This is a genomic window from Geodermatophilus sp. DSM 44513 (genome assembly GCF_032460525.1).
Classification (GTDB): domain Bacteria; phylum Actinomycetota; class Actinomycetes; order Mycobacteriales; family Geodermatophilaceae; genus Geodermatophilus.
Genome location: NZ_CP135963.1, coordinates 2570652 through 2587089 on the forward strand (window position 1 = coordinate 2570652; position 16438 = coordinate 2587089).

Annotated in this window: 17 protein-coding genes and 1 riboswitch; of the genes, 8 read left to right on the forward strand and 9 right to left on the reverse strand. The window is 76.7% G+C overall.

Features of this window, described 5'->3' with window-relative positions; all coding sequences use genetic code 11:
• The first annotated feature begins 51 nt into the window (after positions 1 to 51).
• The 3 genes from RTG05_RS12425 to RTG05_RS12435 are packed head-to-tail and all read left to right on the forward strand — an operon-like array spanning position 52 to position 3543.
• On the forward strand, positions 52 to 1662 hold the full coding sequence (locus tag RTG05_RS12425; RefSeq protein ID WP_166528897.1) for a Re/Si-specific NAD(P)(+) transhydrogenase subunit alpha: 1611 nt from the start codon (positions 52 to 54) through the stop codon (positions 1660 to 1662).
• A gap of 3 nt (positions 1663 to 1665) precedes the next feature.
• Positions 1666 to 3072 (forward strand): Re/Si-specific NAD(P)(+) transhydrogenase subunit beta, encoded by a 1407-nt coding sequence (gene pntB, locus RTG05_RS12430; RefSeq protein ID WP_166528898.1) that lies wholly within the window; start codon positions 1666 to 1668, stop codon positions 3070 to 3072.
• Positions 3073 to 3111: 39 nt separating this feature from the next.
• The gene (locus RTG05_RS12435) at positions 3112 to 3543 is read left to right on the forward strand and encodes a hypothetical protein (protein ID WP_166528899.1); all 432 of its coding nucleotides are present in this window, start codon (positions 3112 to 3114) and stop codon (positions 3541 to 3543) included.
• Here RTG05_RS12435 and RTG05_RS12440 read toward each other — a convergent pair.
• Both RTG05_RS12440 and RTG05_RS12445 read right to left on the reverse strand, forming a co-directional pair.
• A complete protein-coding gene (locus RTG05_RS12440; RefSeq protein ID WP_166528900.1) occupies positions 3540 to 4079 on the reverse strand; it encodes a GXWXG domain-containing protein in 540 nt (179 codons plus the stop codon). The genes RTG05_RS12435 and RTG05_RS12440 overlap by 4 nt on opposite strands.
• On the reverse strand, positions 4076 to 4825 hold the full coding sequence (locus tag RTG05_RS12445; protein ID WP_315911841.1) for a pentapeptide repeat-containing protein: 750 nt from the start codon (positions 4823 to 4825) through the stop codon (positions 4076 to 4078). Before RTG05_RS12445 ends, RTG05_RS12440 begins: the two co-directional genes overlap by 4 nt.
• Before the next feature lie 18 nt (positions 4826 to 4843).
• Between RTG05_RS12445 and RTG05_RS12450 the strand changes: the two genes are divergently transcribed.
• Positions 4844 to 5227 carry a VOC family protein gene (locus RTG05_RS12450; RefSeq protein WP_166528901.1) on the forward strand — a complete coding sequence of 128 codons (384 nt, stop codon included), beginning with the start codon at positions 4844 to 4846 and terminating at the stop codon, positions 5225 to 5227.
• A gap of 20 nt (positions 5228 to 5247) precedes the next feature.
• Here RTG05_RS12450 and RTG05_RS12455 read toward each other — a convergent pair whose 3' ends face one another.
• Positions 5248 to 5682, reverse strand: coding sequence for a hypothetical protein (locus tag RTG05_RS12455; protein ID WP_166528902.1), 435 nt, complete (start codon positions 5680 to 5682; stop codon positions 5248 to 5250).
• Between the two features lie 93 nt (positions 5683 to 5775).
• Here RTG05_RS12455 and RTG05_RS12460 point away from each other — a divergent pair, with 93 nt between their 5' ends.
• A complete protein-coding gene (locus RTG05_RS12460; protein ID WP_166528903.1) occupies positions 5776 to 6201 on the forward strand; it encodes a DUF2784 domain-containing protein in 426 nt (141 codons plus the stop codon).
• On the opposite strand, the gene RTG05_RS12465 is transcribed toward RTG05_RS12460, so the two are convergent.
• On the reverse strand, positions 6138 to 6782 hold the full coding sequence (locus tag RTG05_RS12465; RefSeq protein ID WP_166528904.1) for a class I SAM-dependent methyltransferase: 645 nt from the start codon (positions 6780 to 6782) through the stop codon (positions 6138 to 6140). The two genes, RTG05_RS12460 and RTG05_RS12465, sit on opposite strands and share 64 nt — an antisense overlap.
• 59 nt (positions 6783 to 6841) lie before the next feature.
• Between RTG05_RS12465 and RTG05_RS12470 the strand changes: the two genes are divergently transcribed.
• Complete coding sequence (locus RTG05_RS12470; protein ID WP_166528905.1) at positions 6842 to 7174, forward strand: YnfA family protein; 333 nt, start codon at positions 6842 to 6844, stop codon at positions 7172 to 7174.
• 18 nt (positions 7175 to 7192) lie between these two features.
• On the opposite strand, the gene RTG05_RS12475 is transcribed toward RTG05_RS12470, so the two are convergent.
• The 4 genes from RTG05_RS12475 to RTG05_RS12490 all read right to left on the reverse strand — a co-directional run bounded on the left by RTG05_RS12475 (position 7193) and on the right by RTG05_RS12490 (position 13058).
• The gene (locus RTG05_RS12475; RefSeq protein ID WP_166528906.1) at positions 7193 to 8068 is read right to left on the reverse strand and encodes an aggregation-promoting factor C-terminal-like domain-containing protein; all 876 of its coding nucleotides are present in this window, start codon (positions 8066 to 8068) and stop codon (positions 7193 to 7195) included.
• A 216-nt stretch (positions 8069 to 8284) separates the two neighbouring features.
• Positions 8285 to 8444, reverse strand: a riboswitch (cyclic di-AMP (ydaO/yuaA leader).
• 169 nt (positions 8445 to 8613) lie between these two features.
• Complete coding sequence (locus tag RTG05_RS12480; protein WP_166528907.1) at positions 8614 to 10071, reverse strand: GntP family permease; 1458 nt, start codon at positions 10069 to 10071, stop codon at positions 8614 to 8616.
• Positions 10072 to 10094: 23 nt separating this feature from the next.
• Positions 10095 to 11645, reverse strand: a complete 1551-nt coding sequence (locus RTG05_RS12485; protein ID WP_166528908.1) for a gluconokinase — start codon at positions 11643 to 11645, stop codon at positions 10095 to 10097.
• Between the two features lie 81 nt (positions 11646 to 11726).
• Positions 11727 to 13058, reverse strand: a complete 1332-nt coding sequence (locus RTG05_RS12490; protein ID WP_166528909.1) for an MFS transporter — start codon at positions 13056 to 13058, stop codon at positions 11727 to 11729.
• A gap of 218 nt (positions 13059 to 13276) precedes the next feature.
• Here RTG05_RS12490 and RTG05_RS12495 point away from each other — a divergent pair, with 218 nt between their 5' ends.
• Positions 13277 to 13678 (forward strand): cupin domain-containing protein, encoded by a 402-nt coding sequence (locus RTG05_RS12495; protein WP_166528910.1) that lies wholly within the window; start codon positions 13277 to 13279, stop codon positions 13676 to 13678.
• A 105-nt stretch (positions 13679 to 13783) separates the two neighbouring features.
• The gene (locus RTG05_RS12500) at positions 13784 to 15079 is read left to right on the forward strand and encodes a hydroxyacid-oxoacid transhydrogenase (protein WP_166528911.1); all 1296 of its coding nucleotides are present in this window, start codon (positions 13784 to 13786) and stop codon (positions 15077 to 15079) included.
• 72 nt (positions 15080 to 15151) lie between these two features.
• Here RTG05_RS12500 and RTG05_RS12505 read toward each other — a convergent pair whose 3' ends face one another.
• Positions 15152 to 16420: a GAF domain-containing protein gene (locus RTG05_RS12505; protein ID WP_166528912.1), complete on the reverse strand. Its 1269-nt coding sequence runs from the start codon at positions 16418 to 16420 to the stop codon at positions 15152 to 15154.
• Positions 16421 to 16438: the final 18 nt, after the last annotated feature.

Consider the following 16438-nt stretch of genomic DNA (forward strand, 5'->3'; position numbering starts at 1 on the left):
CGGGGTGCCCCGCGCCCGCCGTCCCCCCGACCCGCGCAGGAGGGACCGCACGTGCTCATCGGAGTGCCCAGGGAGACCCGGCCCGGCGAGACCCGCGTGGCGGCGACACCGGCCACCGTGCGCCGGCTGGCCGCGCTCGGCCACGAGGTGCTGGTGGAGACCGGCGCCGGGGCGGGCGCCAGCCTCCCCGACGACGCCTACCTCGAGGCCGGCGCCCGGCTGGGCACCCGCGCGCAGGCGTGGGGTGCGGACCTGGTGCTGCACGTGGCCCGGCCGACCGTCGAGGAGGTCGGCCTGCTGCGGGAGGGCGCGGTGCTGGTCAGCACCCTGGCGCCGGCACTGGACGCCGACCTGCTGGCCGCGCTCGCCGCCCGGCCGGTCACCGCGCTGGCCATGGACGCCGTGCCGCGCATCTCCCGCGCCCAGTCGCTGGACGTGCTGTCCTCGATGGCCAACATCGCCGGCTACCGGGCGGTCATCGAGGCCGCGCACGCCTTCGGCCGCTCCTTCACCGGCCAGGTGACCGCGGCCGGCAAGGTGCCCCCGGCGACCGTGCTCGTCGTCGGCGCCGGCGTCGCCGGGCTGGCCGCGATCGGGGCGGCCAGCAGCCTGGGCGCCGTCGTCCGCGCCACCGACGTCCGCCCCGAGGTCGCCGAGCAGATCGCCTCGATGGGCGGCCAGTACGTCGGCGTGCCCGCCGGCGAGGAGGAGCAGGCCGCCGGCGGCGGGACCGGCTACGCGTCGGTGACCAGCGAGGACTTCAACGCCCGGGCGGCGGTGATGTACGCCCAGCAGGTGCGGGAGGTCGACATCGTGATCACCACCGCGCTGATCCCCGGCCGCCCGGCGCCGCGGCTGATCACCGAGGAGATGGTGGCCTCGATGAGCCCGGGCAGCGTGGTGCTGGACATGGCCGCCGCGCAGGGCGGCAACGTGGCCGGCTCGGTGCCCGACCAGGTGGTCCGCACCCCGAACGGGGTCACGATCATCGGCTACACCGACCTGCCCGCCCGGCTGCCCGGGCAGGCCTCGCAGCTGTTCGGCACCAACCTGGTCAACCTGGTCACCCTGCTCACCCCCGGCAAGGACGGCCGGCTGGTGCTCGACCTGGACGACGTCGTGCAGCGCTCGATGACCGTGGTGCGCGACGGCGAGCTGCTCTGGCCACCCCCACCGGTGCAGGTGTCCGCGGCGCCGGCCCCCGGGGCCTCGGCCGCACCGGCGCCCCGCCCCGCCGCGACGCCGGCCGTCCGGGAACCGCGCTCCCCCACCCGCACCGCGGCCGTCGTGGGCGTCGCGGCGCTGCTGCTGTTCCTGCTGGCCGCCGCCTCGCCGAGCCAGCTGATCGGCAACCTGACGGTGTTCGCGCTGGCCGTCGTCGTGGGCTTCTACGTCATCGGCAACGTGCACCACGCGCTGCACACGCCGCTGATGAGCGTCACCAACGCGATCTCCGGGATCATCGTGGTCGGCGCCCTGCTGCAGGTCGGCCACACCAGCGCCGTGGTGACGGTGCTGGCCACGATCGCCGTCCTGGTCGCCAGCATCAACGTATTCGGCGGCTTCGCGGTGACCCGCCGTATGCTCGCCATGTTCACCCGCGGCCCGGCCCGCGCCACCCCGGCCCTCAGCGCCACCCCCGTCACGAGCAGGGAGCGCTGACCGGTGACCACCACGTCCGCCGCGGCCGCCGCCTACGTCGTCGCCGCGCTGCTGTTCGTCCTCAGCTTGGCCGGCCTGTCCCGCCACGAGACGGCGAAGTCCGGCAACGCCGCCGGGATCGCCGGCATGGCGGTCGCCCTGGCCGCCACCGTCGGGCTGGCCGCGCAGAGCATCTCGGCCGCCGCCGTCGGGCTGATCGTCGTGGCCATGGCCGGCGGGGCCGCGATCGGGCTGTGGCGGGCCCGCAGCGTCGAGATGACCGGCATGCCCGAGCTGATCGCCCTGCTGCACAGCTTCGTCGGCCTGGCCGCGGTCCTGGTCGGGTGGAACGGCTACCTGTCGGTGGAGGCCCGCCCGGGCGAGCAGGAGGAGGTGCCCGCCGAGCTGCTCGGCATCCACTCCGCCGAGGTGGCGATCGGCGTCTTCATCGGCGCGGTCACCCTCACCGGCTCGGTCGTCGCCTTCCTCAAGCTGTCCGCCCGGATCAAGAGCAACCCGCTGATGCTGCCCGGGCGCACCTGGCTCAACCTGGGCGCGCTGGTCGCCTTCGCCGCGCTCACCGTCGCCTTCGTCGCCACGCCGTCCCTCGGCCTGCTGCTCGCGGTGACCGCGCTGGCCCTGGCGCTGGGCTGGCACCTGGTCGCCTCCATCGGCGGCGGCGACATGCCGGTCGTCGTGTCCATGCTCAACAGCTACTCGGGCTGGGCCGCGGCCGCGTCGGGCTTCCTGCTGGACAACGACCTGCTCATCATCACCGGCGCCCTGGTCGGCTCCTCCGGTGCCTACCTGTCCTGGATCATGTGCCGGGCGATGAACCGCTCCTTCCTGTCGGTCATCGCCGGCGGCTTCGGCAACGAGGGCAGCACCGCCTCCGGCACCGAGGACGGCGTGCACACCGAGACCACCGCCGAGGAGGTCGCCGAGCTGCTGCGCGACGCGCGGTCGGTGGTGATCACCCCCGGGTACGGGATGGCGGTGGCCCACGCGCAGTACCCGGTCGCCGAGCTGACCCGCACGCTCACCGAGAAGGGCATCGAGGTGCGGTTCGGCATCCACCCGGTCGCCGGCCGGCTGCCCGGGCACATGAACGTGCTGCTGGCCGAGGCGAAGGTCCCCTACGACGTCGTCCTGGAGATGGACGAGATCAACGACGACCTGGCCAAGACCGACGTCGTGCTGGTCATCGGCGCCAACGACACGGTCAACCCGGCCGCGCTGGAGGACCCGGGCAGCCCGATCGCCGGCATGCCGGTGCTGCAGGTGTGGGAGGCCGAGCACGTCGTGGTGTTCAAGCGGTCGATGAGCACCGGCTACGCCGGCGTGCAGAACCCGCTGTTCTTCCGGGAGAACACCCGCATGCTCTTCGGGGACGCCCGCGTCCGGGTGGAGGACATCCTCAAGGCGCTGTAGCCGGTTGCGGGGGCGGCCGCCGTCCCCCACGGTTGGCCGGTGGACCCCTTCCGCGGCCTGGGCCTGCCCCGCATCCCGGGGCTGTCCGACCTGGTCGACGTCCTGCGCGAGCAGACCGAGGCGCTGGCCCAGCTGCCCCGCACCATGGCCGAGCTGAACACCGCCGTCCGGGAGCTGATCGCGGCCACCCGGGTGGCCACCGAGACCGTCGCGTCCGCCCAGCGGACCGCCGAGCGGCTGGAGGGCCTGGTCGAGGAGCTGGAGGAGCCGGTGCGGGCGCTGCGGCCCGGCCTGGAGCGCGTCGGGCGGGTGCTCGACGACCCGGTGGTCGACACCGTGCCCGAGACGCTGCGCACCGTCGCGGAGGACCTGCTGCCGCTGGTGCACGGGCTGCGGCAGGCCACCGACCGGGTCGGCTCGGTGACCGGCCTGCTGCGCCGCCGCCCGCGGCCGGACGAGCCGGGCGGCTAGGTCCGCTCGAGCAGGAAGGCGAAGCGGTCCGGCCGGCCGCGGGCGTCCATGAGCCCGAGCAGCAGGTCCGGGGTGACCTGCCGGAAGACGTCGACGACCGGCAGCCGGTCGTAGACCAGCGCGGTCGTGGGCACGCCGCGGTGCACCACCGGCCACAGCCGGGCGGCGGGGCGGCGGGTGGTGAGCAGCGGGCGCGCGACGGCGAACGCCAGCCGGGCCGGTCGGCTGCGGGCCGGCCCGGGACGGCGGTGCAGCAGGGCGAGCGGGGCGAGCGTCGGGTCGACCGGGCGCGGCCGGCCGGACCGGTCGGGGAACAGCAGCGGGTGCACGGTGTCGGCGTCGAGGACCTCCTTGCCCCACCAGCCGTGGGCGGTGAGCAGCCCGTCCAGGGGGTGGCCGGTGGGCAGCTCGGCACCCCGCCAGCGGCCGGTCAGCACCGCCACGGTCACCCCGGGCAGCCGGTCGGCGAACGCGAGGACGTCGGCCGCTGCCGCCCCGCCGCGGTGCCGCTGCACCCACCGCTCGGCGTCGGTCACGTGGCCTCCCAGCGCGCCGGGTGCTCCAGGCCGTCGGGCAGGACCGTGGCGGCGTCGCCGCGGGCGGCGGCGACCTGGCGCCGGGTGAGGAACAGCGCCCCGGCCAGACGAAGGACCCCCCGCCCCCCACCGCTCGCACGCTCGCGGCGGGCCCCTGCGGGGGGCCGGCGCCGCAGGTCGGCCGCGACCAGGTCGGCGCCGCGCCGGTCCCGGCCGCGCGGCCGCAGGCCGGAGCGGGCCAGCTCGCTGACCGAGCCCAGCAGCGCGCCGGCCTCGGCCTGCAGGACGGTGGTGTCGACGGCGGCGAGCTCCGCGGGCGCCGCTGCGGTGAGCCGTCCGGCGCGCTCCCGGAGGGCGCCGAGCTCGCGGTGCAGCGGCGCGGCGGCGTCCAGGGCGAGGGCCTCGGCGAGGTACCAGAGCAGCTCGTGCAGCAGCCGCTGCACGCCGAACGCCGCCGGCCGCCCGCAGGGGCCCGCTGCGAGCGTGCGAGCGGTGGGGGGCGGGGGGTCCTTCTGCTGGCCGGCCCCGAAGCAGTCGAAGACCGTGCACCCGGGGAACCCGCGCTCGCGCAGCTCGCCGTGGATGCCGCAGCGGGAGTCCCGCTGCAGGTGCCGGCAGGCCACCCCGGCCGGCTTGTCGACCGCGAAGTCCGCCGAGGCGGCGAACGCCGGCGCGACGCAGCACAACCCCGCGCAGGAGGCACAGTCGGCCCGCAGCCGGCGGCGGTCGTCAGCGGCGGCGGTCACGACGGCCCATGATGCCGGGTGGACGTGCTGAGCAGCCGGGTGCTGCTGCGCCCGGTCGACCCGGCGCGGTCGCAGGCCTTCTACCGCGACGTGCTGGGGCTGGCCGTGCACCGCGAGTTCGGCCCGCCGGAGCACCCGGGGGTGGTGTTCTTCCTCGGCAACGGCCTGCTGGAGGTCTCCGGGCCCGGCGACGAGCCACCCCGCGGGATGGCGCTGTGGGTCCAGGTGCGGGACGTGGCCGCCGAGGTCGACCGGCTGGCCGCGGCCGGGGCGGCGGTGCTGCGCGGCCCGCGGACCGAGCCGTGGGGCCTGGTCGAGGCCTGGGTCGCCGACCCCGAGGGCGTCCGCATCGTGCTGGTGCAGGTGCCCGCGGACCACCCGCTGCGCCGCGACCAGCGCTGACCGCCGCGGGCGGTCCTCCCTCAGGCGGTGCCGGACGGCGGCGTCCCGGGCGGGCCCGCCGGCGGGCGGCCGTCGGGGTCGCCGGGGCGGCGCACCAGGTCGGCCACCGACTCCTCCAGCCGCGCCCAGGTGGCACTCCACTCCACCAGCGGGTCGAGGATCCGCTCGAAGACGGCCAGCTGCTCGTCGAAGGCCTGCAGCTGGGCGGTCATCGCCGCGATCTGCTGCCGCTGGCTGCGCACCGCCCGGTCGATGGCGCGCAGCTGCGCGGCCGACATCGCGCCGGGCGGCGAGGGCAGCCGCGGCAACGACACCGGCACGGCGCCGGCCGCGCCGGCGGCGAGGCCGCGCGCCCGGTCGCTGAAGGCACGCAGCTGGCCGACGAAGTCCTCCACCGACCGGCCCACCCGGCTGCCCGGGCCGGGGTCCGCGCCGGCGGGGTCCTGCTCACTCATGGGCCCATCCTCGCCCCCGTGGACTCCCGCGCGCGAGAGGCCGCCGGCCGGCGGGCGGCCGCCCGGACGGGTCGGGCGTGCCACCCTGGGGGTGTGCTGTGGGCGCACCTGGTCGCGGGAGTGCACGCGCTCGCCGTCGTCCTCATGGTCACGGGCGCGCTGGTCGCGCTGCGCCGGCCGCGGGTGCTGCTGCTGCACGCGCCGGTGTCCGCCGCGATCCTCGCGGTGCACCTGGCCGGCGCGCCCTGCCCGCTGACCGAGCTGGAGCTGGCGCTGCGCGAGCGGGCCGGTGCCGGGCCCTACACCGGCGGCTTCCTGGGCCACCACGTCGTCGGCCCGCTCGGCCTGGACGTGGCCGCCCCCGCCGTCCAGGCCGGCATCTACACCGTCGCGCTGGCGCCCAACCTGGTCGGCTACGGCCTGCTGGCCCTCCGTGCCGCCCGCGGCCGCTCCGCTCAGGGCAGCCGCCAGACCGTCGTCCGCCGGGGGCCGGGGCCCTCGGTCTCCGGGACGTCGTAGACCGCGACCGCCTCCAAGCGGTCGTGCGGGAGGTAGGGGCGGCCCGGGTCGCCGACGTACACCGCGCAGCCGCGGGCCCGCGCCCGGTCCAGGAACGGCAGCACCCGCTCGGTCATCTCCCGGTCGTAGCAGACGTCGCCGGCCAGGACGACGTCCGCGCCCACCGGGTCCCGGCCGAGGACGTCGCCGGTGACGCTGATCCCCGCCACGCCGTTGAGGCCGGCGTTGACGCCCACCGCGGTGCGGCTGAACGGGTCGACGTCGCTGGCCAGCACCGACCGGGCGCCGGCGAGGCGGGCGGCCAGCGCCACCAGCCCGCTGCCCGAGCCCAGGTCGAGGACGGCCCGACCGGCGACCGCCGCCGGGGTGTCCAGCACGTACCGGGCCAGCGCCTGGCCGCCGGGCCAGGCGGCGGCCCAGAACGGCGGCGCCTCCCCCGCGCCGCCGTCGGCGGCCTCCATGGCCTCCCACAGCGCGACGACGTCGTCGGCGACGTGCAGCCGCACCTCCGGCACCAGCGAGGGCCGGCGGACCTGGGTGTGCGCGCGCACGAAGCCGGACGGGACGGGGCGCACGGTCACGCCGGGCAGTCCACCACGCTCCGGCACCCGGACGCCGACCCGCCTGGGAGCATGCGGCCGTGCTGGTCGCCCGCTCCGTCGTCCTCTTCCTCGCCGCCGCCCTGCTGGAGATCGGCGGTGCCTGGCTGGTCTGGCAGGGCGTCCGGGAACACCGCGGCTGGCTGTGGATCGGCCTGGGCGTGGTGGCGCTCGGGGCCTACGGGTTCGTCGCCACCCTGCAGCCGGACGCCGCGTTCGGCCGGGTCCTGGCCGCCTACGGCGGGGTGTTCGTCGCCGGCAGCCTGGCCTGGGGCGTGGTGCTGGACGGCTACCGACCCGACCGCTTCGACGTCGCCGGCGCCCTGGTCTGCCTGGCCGGCGTGGCCCTGATCATGTACGCCCCGCGCGGCTGACGCGCTGGACCGGCCTGCTCAGTACCAGCCCTTGGCCTGCGAGTGCGACCAGGCGCCGCACGGGCTGCCGTAGCGGTTCTCGATGTAGACCAGGCCGGCGTCGATCTGTCGGTAGCCGTCCGACGTCTTGGCGATGCCGGTGCTCTTCCAGGTCGAGTCGAGGAACTGCGGGATGCCGTAGGCGGTGCTGGTGGGGTTCTGCGCATTGGGGTTCCAGCCGCTCTCCTTGCCCCACAGCTCCTCCAGGCAGGAGAACTGCTCGGCGCTGCCGACCTGCGCCAGCGCGTACTCCTTGAAGGAGCCCTTGGGCGCGGCGGACGAGGAGCTCTTCGGCGCGGCGGCGGGGGCGGCCGCGGCGGGGGTGGCCTCCTCACGCTCGGCGGCCTCGCGCTCCGCGGCGGCGGCCTCCTCACGGGCAGCGGCCTCGGCGGCGGCCTCGGCGGCAGCCCGCTCGGCGGCCTCCCGGGCGGCGGCCTCCGCGGCCGCCCTCTCCGCGGCGGCCTGCTCCGCGGCCAGGCGGTCCCGCTCGGCCTGCTCGGCCGCGGCTTGGACCTGCGCGGCCTGCGCCTCGGCGGCCGCGCGGTCGCTGCGGGAGGCGGCGAGGTCCTCCAGCGGGGCCAGCTCGGGGGGCGCCGGGGCGGTCAGCGGCCGCTGCGCGGCCTCGGCGGTGATGCCCAGCTGCTCGGCGACGCTCACCGAGGCGGTGACCGTCTCGGCCGGGCGCTCCGCCTCGGCCGCCGGCGGGCCGCCGAGCAGGGTGTGGACGACGACGGCGCCCGCGGCGGCGGTGGCCAGCAGGACGGCCGGGCGCCGGCCGGGCGGCCGCGAGCGGCGGCGGGCGGCACGGGTGGCGGGCTGGTCGGCCGGGACGGCCGGGAGGTGCTGGGTGTCCATCGGGGAGGGAGCTCCGGGGCGAGAGGGCGCGCGGGGGCCGCTCCTCCCGTCGGGGAGGGCGGCCGGGGGCGGCGGTGCACGGGGCCGCCGGCGGAGGTGTCTGCCGGCGAGCGCGGTCAGGTGCCGGTCAGCAGGCCGGGGAGGGGACGCGGGGTGCGTGCGGCCGGGTGCACCGGCGGACCGCGAGGGCCCGTGGGCGGGACATGCGGAGTGCTCCGTTCCTTCCGGATGCCGCCTACCGGGTCAGCTGACGGGTTCGGGCGGGAAGCAGCCCTACCGGCTCGCGCGGGGTGCGCGCGGGCGGGATTCACCCCAGACGTGCGGTGGGTCCCCGGCTCGCGTCCGCGGGACGGATGCGACTCGGCGGCGTCCGACCGGGCTCCCCCGACGGGGAGGACACGACCGACCGGACGGGAGCCACCGTAAGGGGCGTCACCCGACCGTGACAATCCCGCGGACCCCAGCCGTCCCGTGAGGAACCTCGCAGCGTCGGCCGCCCTGCGGGAGCTGCGGCGCGGCACCGGGACGTCCCGGGCCGGGGGCGCTCACAGGAACAGGCTCAGCACCAGGGCGATGAGGAAGCCGATGGTGCCCAGCAGGGTCTCCATCACCGTCCAGGTCTTGAGCGTCGTCTTCTCGTCCATCCGGAAGAACCGGCTGACCAGCCAGAACCCGGAGTCGTTGACGTGCGAGAGCACGGTCGCGCCACCGGCGATGGCGATGACGATGAGCGCGAGGTCGACCGAGGAGAGCCCCTCGGTCGCCTCCACGACCGGGGCCATGAGCCCGGCCGCGGTGGTCAGCGCCACCGTCGCCGACCCCTGGGCCACCCGCAGCAGCACCGAGATGACGAACGCCGCGACGATGACCGGCAGCCCGATGTCGCCGAGGACGTCGGCCAGCGCCGTCCCGATGCCGCTGGCCCGCAGCACGCCGCCGAACATGCCGCCGGCGCCGGTGATGAGGATGATCGCGCACACCGGGCCCAGGGCGCTGTTCACGATGGACTCGACCTGCCCGGCGCTCTCCCCCCGGCGCACGCCGAGGACGACCATCGCCACGAGCACGGTGACCAGCAGGGCGACCGGGGTGGCGCCGAGCAGCTGGCCGGTGCGCACCAGCAGCGAGGTCTCCTCCAGCGCGCCGGCGGTGGCCAGCGTGGTCAGCCCGGTGTTGAGGAAGATCAGCACGAGCGGCAGCAGCAGGATGCCGACGACGGTGCCGAAGCGGGGCGGGGCCGGGCGGGTGGCCGTGCCGGTCCGCCCTCCGGCGCCTGCGGCCACGCCCGGGGAGGTGCCCTCGACCGAGGGGTCGGGGGTGTCGTCCAGCGGCTTGGCCTCGCTCAGGATGTCCGGCACCGCGACGTCGTAGCGGCGGCCGGCCCACAGGCCGAACAGGTAGCCGCCGAGGTACCAGGTGGGCAGCCCGACGAGCAGCCCGAAGACCAGGACCAGGCCGATGTCGGCGCCGATCAGCTCGGCGGCGGCGACCGGGCCGGGGTGCGGGGGCACGAAGGCGTGCATGACGGCGAAGGCGCCGGCCACCGGGAGGCCGTAGGTCAGCAGCGAGCCACCGAGCCGGGCGGCGACGGTGAACAGGATCGGCAGGAACACCACGAGGCCGGCGTCGAAGAAGATCGGGAAGCCGAACAGCAGCGCGGCCACGCCGAGGGCCAGCGGCGCGCGCTGCTCGCCGAACCGGCCGATCAGGCTGTCGGCGAGCACCTGCGCCCCGCCGCTGTGCTCCAGCAGCCGGCCGAGCATCGCGCCGAGCCCGACCAGCAGCGCGACGCTGGCCAGTGTCGACCCGAAGCCGGAGGTCAGCGTGCTGACCACGTCCTCGAGCGGGATCCGGGTGGCCAGCGCCACCAGCAGGCTGACCAGCACCAGCGCCAGGAACGCGTGCAGCTTCAGCTTCATGATCAGGAACAGCAGGACGCCGACCGCGGCCGCCGCGATGAGCAGCAGCGGGCCGGCTCCCAGCGCCGGTTCGACCTCGGGCACGGCTTCCTCCAGGCGGGTCGGGGTCAGACGGGGGTGGTCGGACTGTCGTCCGCGGAGTCCAGGGCGGTGAGGACGCCGGTCAGCGCCTCGGTCGAGCGCTCCACCAGCGGTCGCAGCTCCCGGTAGACCGCGGCGTCGGCGGGGTCGGGCTCCACCGGGTCGTGCACCGCGACCAGCGCCGTCGCGGCGTCCAGGTCCGGCAGCGCCCCCAGCGCGTGCAGGCCGAGCAGGCAGGCGCCCAGGCCGGTGCCCTCCGGGGAGTCCGCGACCCGCACCGGCAGGTCGAGGGCGGCGGCCAGGGTGGCCACCCACAGCGGGGAGGCGACCGCACCGCCGGTGGCCCGCACCTCGCCCACCGGCAGGCCGGTGGCGGCGAACGCGTCGCGGACCAGCGCCAGCTGCTGGCACACCCCCTCGACGGCGGCGCGCACCAGGTGCGGGCGGCGGTGCTCGCGGCGCAGCCCGATGTAGGCCCCGCGCAGGCCCGAGCGCCACCACGGCGCCCGCTCCCCCAGCAGGTAGGGCAGGCACAGCAGCCCGGCGCTGCCCGCGGGCACCGCGGCGGCCTCGGCCAGCAGCCGGGCGTCGAGCTCGTCGGCCTGCTCGCCCTGCGGTTCGGGGTGTCCCGGTCCGGCGGCCAGCGCGGAGGAGGCCCAGCGCACCACCGAGCCGCCGTTGTTCACCGCTCCCCCGACCACCCAGTGCTCGTCGGTGAGCGCGTAGCAGAACAGCCGGCGGCCGGGGTCCACCGTGGGCGTAGGGACGACGACCCGCATGGCCCCGCTGGTGCCCAGCGACACCGCGGCGACCTCCGGGCGCACCGCGCCGATGCCGAGGTTGGCCAGCACGCCGTCGGCGGCCCCGATGACGACGGGGGTGCCCGCCGGCAGGCCCGTGGCCGCGGCCACCTCCGGGCGCAGCCCGGGCAGCACGGCGGTCGTGGGCAGCACCTCGCCGAGCTGGCCGGCCCGCACCCCGGCGATGCCCAGCGCCTCGTCGTCCCAGCGGCCGGCGTGCACGTCGTAGAGGCCGGTGGCCGAGGCGATCGACCGGTCGACCACCGGCGGGCCGCCGCACAGCGCGGCGAGGACGAGCTCCTTGACCCCGCCCCAGCGCGGGGTGGACGCGACCCGGTCCGGGTCCTGCGCGCGCAGCCAGGACAGCTTGACCAGCGGCGACATGGCGTGCACCGGGGTGCCGGTCCGGGCGTGCAGCCCCGACGCGCGCCCGTCGGCCACCAGGGCGTCGGCCCACTCCGCGGCCCGCGCGTCGGCCCAGGTGAGCACCGGGCCCAGCGGGGCGCCGTCGCCGCCCATCGGCGCCAGGCCGTGCATGGCGGCACTGAGGCTGATCCCGACGACGCGGTCGCCGCGGTCGCGGGCCAGCGCGGTGATCGCCGTGAGCGCCTCCACCGCGGCCTGCTGCAGGCGGCCGGCGTCCAGCTCGGCCCGGCCGGGCGCGGGCACCAGCAGCGGGTAGCCGACGCTGACCAGGTCGCGCACCCGGGCCTGCACGCCCGCGGTGACCGCCTTGGTCGCCGTCGTCCCGGAGTCCAGTCCGACGACGACGTCCACGTGCACCTCCGGCCCGGTCCCTGCGGTGGGCCCCGACGCTAGCCGGTCGACCCGCCGCCCGGCGTGCGCCGGGGTGCGCGCTCAGCGGTAGGCGGACCGGCCGCGCAGCCGGGCGCCCACGGCGACCCCGAGGGGGGCGAGGACGACGCCGTCGCGGGCCAGCCGCGCGCGCAGCTCGCGGCGGTGGCGCAGCACGCCGACCAGGCCGACCGCCCAGAACACGTACTGGACGGCGAACGCGGCGCGGAAGGCGTCCAGCGGGTAGTCGGTCGAGGAGCCGGGGGTGAGCACGTCGAGCACCGCGCCCACGGCCAGCACGGTGAGCAGGGAGGCGACGAAGCCGCCGACGTTGACCACCCCGGTCGCGCTGCCCTGCCGCTCGGCGGGGTTCCAGGTGCGGGCGTAGTCGAACCCGATCATCGAGCCGGGCCCGTTGGTGCCCAGGACGACGACCAGCGCCACCAGCAGCCACAGCGGCGCGCGGCCCGGCCACAGCAACACGACCGTCCACGCCACGACGGTCGCGCCGAGGATGCCGAAGACCAGGTCCGAGCGGCGCAGCGGCCAGCGCCCGCACAGCCGGCCCAGCAGCGGGCCGACGCCGATGCCGACGAGCACCAGCAGGGTGAGCAGGCCGGCCGCGGTCGCCGGGGCGAGACCCTGGCCGAGCACCAGGAAGGGGTAGCCCCACAGCAGGGCGAAGACGGTGCCGGAGAACTGGGTGACCAGGTGGGTGTAGAGACCGATCCGGGTGCCCGACTCCTGCCAGGTCAGCGCCAGGCCGCGGCGCACCTCGGCGAGCCCGACCGGCGGGGCCAGCACGGTGCCCGGGGGTGCGTCGCGCAGCGCCACGGCCACCAGGACGGCGACCAGCAGGCTCACCGCGGCCGCGCCGAGGAAGGTGGACTCCCAGGACGCCCACTGCAGCAGCGTGACCAGGGGGTAGGCCGCGACGATCTGCCCGAACTGGCCGAGGATGCCGGTGAGCTGGGTGACCAGCGGCACCGTGGGGCCGGGGAACCAGAAGCCGACCACCCGCAGCACGCTGACGAAGGTCATCGCGTCACCGGCACCGACGAGCACCCGCGCCGCGATCGCCGTCGGCACGTCACCGGCCAGCGCCAGGGCGGCCTGCCCGGCGGCCATGGTGAGGGCGCCGGCGAGGACCAGCCGCCGGGAGCCGAACCGGTCCAGCGCCACGCCCACCGGCACCTGCATGGCGGCGTAGACGACCAGCTGCACGACGAGGAACAGCGAGATCGCCGAGGCCCCGGCGTCGAAGCGCTCCTGGGCGGCCACCCCGGCGACGCCGAGGGAGGCGCGGTGGAAGACCGCGACCGTGTAGGCGGCCAGCGCCACGAGCCACACGGCGTAGGTCCGGGCCGTCGGGCGGGTGGCGGTCGGCGTGCTCACCCCAGGCACATCGTCACGCCCGCCGCCGATCGTTCCCGGTCCGCCGGTGAGATCGGTCACCACCGGACGCGGCCCGGGCCGGTCCCGGACGTGGGCGGCCGGGTGCGGTGCGACCAGGCATGACCGGCGCGGACCGCGGGCAGGAGGGACGTCGTCCGCCGGGCCTGCCAGGGCCGCGGCCGCACGGACCCGTGCCCGACCGAGGAGAGGAGCCCACGATGGCGTCCGTCATCCACTACACCATCGCCACGGAGGCGGAGAAGTACGCCGACTTCCGCCGTGTGCTGTGGACCGGCAAGAACACCCAGCTGGTCGTCATGACCATCCCGCCGGACGGCGAGATCGGCGAGGAGGTGCACGAGGACATCGACCAGATCCTCACCTTCGTCAGCGGCACCGGCGAGGCGCGCATCGACGGGTCGAAGAAGGCCGTGGCGCAGGGCGACCTGGTCGTCGTCCCGGCCGGCGCGAAGCACAACTTCGTCAACACCGGCCCGAACCCGCTGGTCCTCTACACCGTCTACGGCCCCCCGGAGCACGCCGACGGCGCGGTGCACCGGACCAAGGAGGAGGCCGACGAGGCCGAGGAGTCCGGCAAGGACGAGCCGCCGACCGAGTGAGCCGACCGGGGTGGATCCGTCGGCCTGACGCGGACGGATCCACTCCGGGAGACTCCAGGCGCAGCACCCGACCCGGCCAGCGTCGATCGAGGAGGGGCCACCCCCATGGCAGCGTCCAGCTACACCCCCGCGAACCCCGAGAGCGTCTTCACCTACGGCGCGCCCCAGCTGAAGTTCGGGCCCGGCGCCTCCGACGAGATCGGCCACGACCTGGCGCAGACCGGCGCGCGGCGCGTGCTCGTGGTCACCGACCCGGGCGTGGCCGCCACCGGCCACCCGCAGCGAGTGGCCGACCAGATGACCGGGTTCGGCATCGAGGCGTACGTCTACGACGGCGCCCGGGTGGAGCCGACCGACGAGAGCATGCAGGCCGCCGTCGACTGGGCACGCGAGCACGGCCCGTGGGACGCGATCGTCGCGGTCGGCGGCGGGTCGAGCATCGACACCGCCAAGGCGGTCAACCTGCTCACCACCAACCCCGGTGAGCTGATGGACTACGTCAACGCGCCGGTCGGCGGGGGCCGCGCGCCGGTCAACCCGCTCAACCCGCTGGTCGCCGTCCCGACCACGACCGGCACCGGCGCGGAGAGCACCACCGTCTGCGTGCTCGACGTGCTGTCGCTGAAGGTGAAGGCCGGCATCAGCCACGTCCGGCTGCGGCCCACGCTCGCCGTCGTCGACCCGGTGCTGACCCGCACCCAGCCGGCCGGGGTCACCGCGGCGGCGGGGATGGACATCCTCTGCCACGCGCTGGAGAGCTACACCGCCCGGCCCTACACCACCTACGAGCGCAAGCGGCCCGAGCAGCGGGTGCCCTACAACGGCTCCAACCCGATCGGCGACATGTGGTCGGAGAAGGCGATGTCGCTGCTGGCCGGGTCCTTCCGGCGGTCGGTCCGCGACGGCTCCGACGAGGCGGCCCGCGCGGAGATGGCGATGGCCGCGACCTTCGCCGGGCTGGGCTTCGGCAACGCCGGCGTGCACATCCCGCACGCGAACGCCTACCCGATCGCCGGGCGGGTCAAGGGGTTCCACCCCGACGGCTACCCGGCCGACGAGCCGATGATCCCGCATGGGATGTCGGTGGCGCTGACCGCGCCGGAGGCCTTCCGGTTCACCTTCGACGCCGACCCCGGCCGGCACCTGCGCGCCGCCCGGCTGCTGGACCCGCAGGCCGAGCAGACCGGGGACCCCGCGGAGTTCCTCCCGTCGGTGCTGACCGCGCTGATGCGCGACATCGGCATCCCGGGCGGCATCGGCGCGGTGGGCTACGACGAGGGCGACGTCCCCGACCTGGTCGAGGGCACGATGAAGCAGCAGCGGCTGCTGGCCACCGCCCCCCGGGACGTCACCGAGGACGACGTCGCCGGCATCTACACCCGCTCGCTGTCCCTCTGGTGAGGTGCTGGAACGGCCTCCCTGCAGGGTCCCGACGCGAGCCTGCGAGCGGTGGGGGGCAGGGAGGTCCTTCCATCACGAGCGGCGCAGGCGCTCGACCAGCGGCGCGGTCGAGGCCGGGAGCAGCCAGGCGACCGGCGTGGGCAGCAGCACCTGCACGTCGACGTCCTCGTCGACCCGGTAGGGCTGGGTCAGGAGCACCGACCCGAGCGTGCGGCGCAGCCGGGAGACCTCGGCGCGCACGGTGACGGTCCGCGTCGGGTCGCCGAAGAGGTCGCCGGCCAGTGCGGCCGCCGAGCGCCCGGCCGGCTGCCCGGTGAGGGCGAGCAGGATCTCGGCGTGCCGCAGGCTCAGGGACGCCGTCCAGCTGCCGCTGGGCCCGGTCACCTGCGCCCGCGGGCGGGGGCCGGTGAGGTCGAGCACCAGTGCGGCGGGCCGGTCGTCGTCCGCGGGGCGCTGCGGGCGCAGCAGCCAGCCGCCGGGGAGCGGTTCCACGGTGCAGTGGCCGAGCGCCGGCACCCAGGCTGCACCGGGGTGCAGCTGCTCGGGCAGCAGGACGCGGTCGGGGGCCGCGAGGCCGGCCGCGGCGGCGGTGCACCCGTCGACGCCGACGACCAGCGCCGGGCCGCCGAGGCGGGCCAGCAGCGGCGCGGCCAGCGTCCGCAGCCGCTCGACGTGCCGCACGTGGACGCGGGACAGCTCGTGGCCGGCCAGCGCGGCGACCGCGTCGACCAGGGCGATCGTGCTCGGGTGCACGGTGGAGGCCGGGCCGGACAGGTCGACCACCCCCAGCACCCGGCCGGTGACCGGGTCGCGCAGCGGCGCGGCGGCGCAGGTCCAGGGCTGGTGGCCCTCGGCGTAGTGCTCGGCGGCGTGCACCTGCAGCGACGCGCGCACCACGACGCTGGTGCCGATGGCGTTGGTGCCGACGACGTCCTCGTCCCACGCCGATCCCTCGACGAAACCCAGCCGGTCGGCCCGCCGGCACACCCCGGCACCGCCCTCGCGCCACAGCACCCGGGAGCCGGCGTCGGCCACCACGAGCACCTGCCCGGCGTCCCGGGCCACCGGCAGCAGCCGCTCGCGCAGCAGCGGCAGCAGCGGGGCCAGGCCGCTCTCCGCCCGCCGGCGCTCCAGCTCCGGCCCGTCCAGCGGCGCGACGTCCGGCGTCCGCGAGGGGTCCAGGCCGCACCCGCGCAGCCGCCGCCAGGACGCGCCGATCACCGGCCGCGGCGACGCCGGCGGGGTGCCACCGGTCAGGGCGGCGGCGCGCACCCGGGCGAGCAGCCGGGTGTGCACCAGCGGGTCGACCCCGGAGGGCAGGGCGCTCTGGGCAGTGGTCATCGGCAGCTCCTCCCGTGT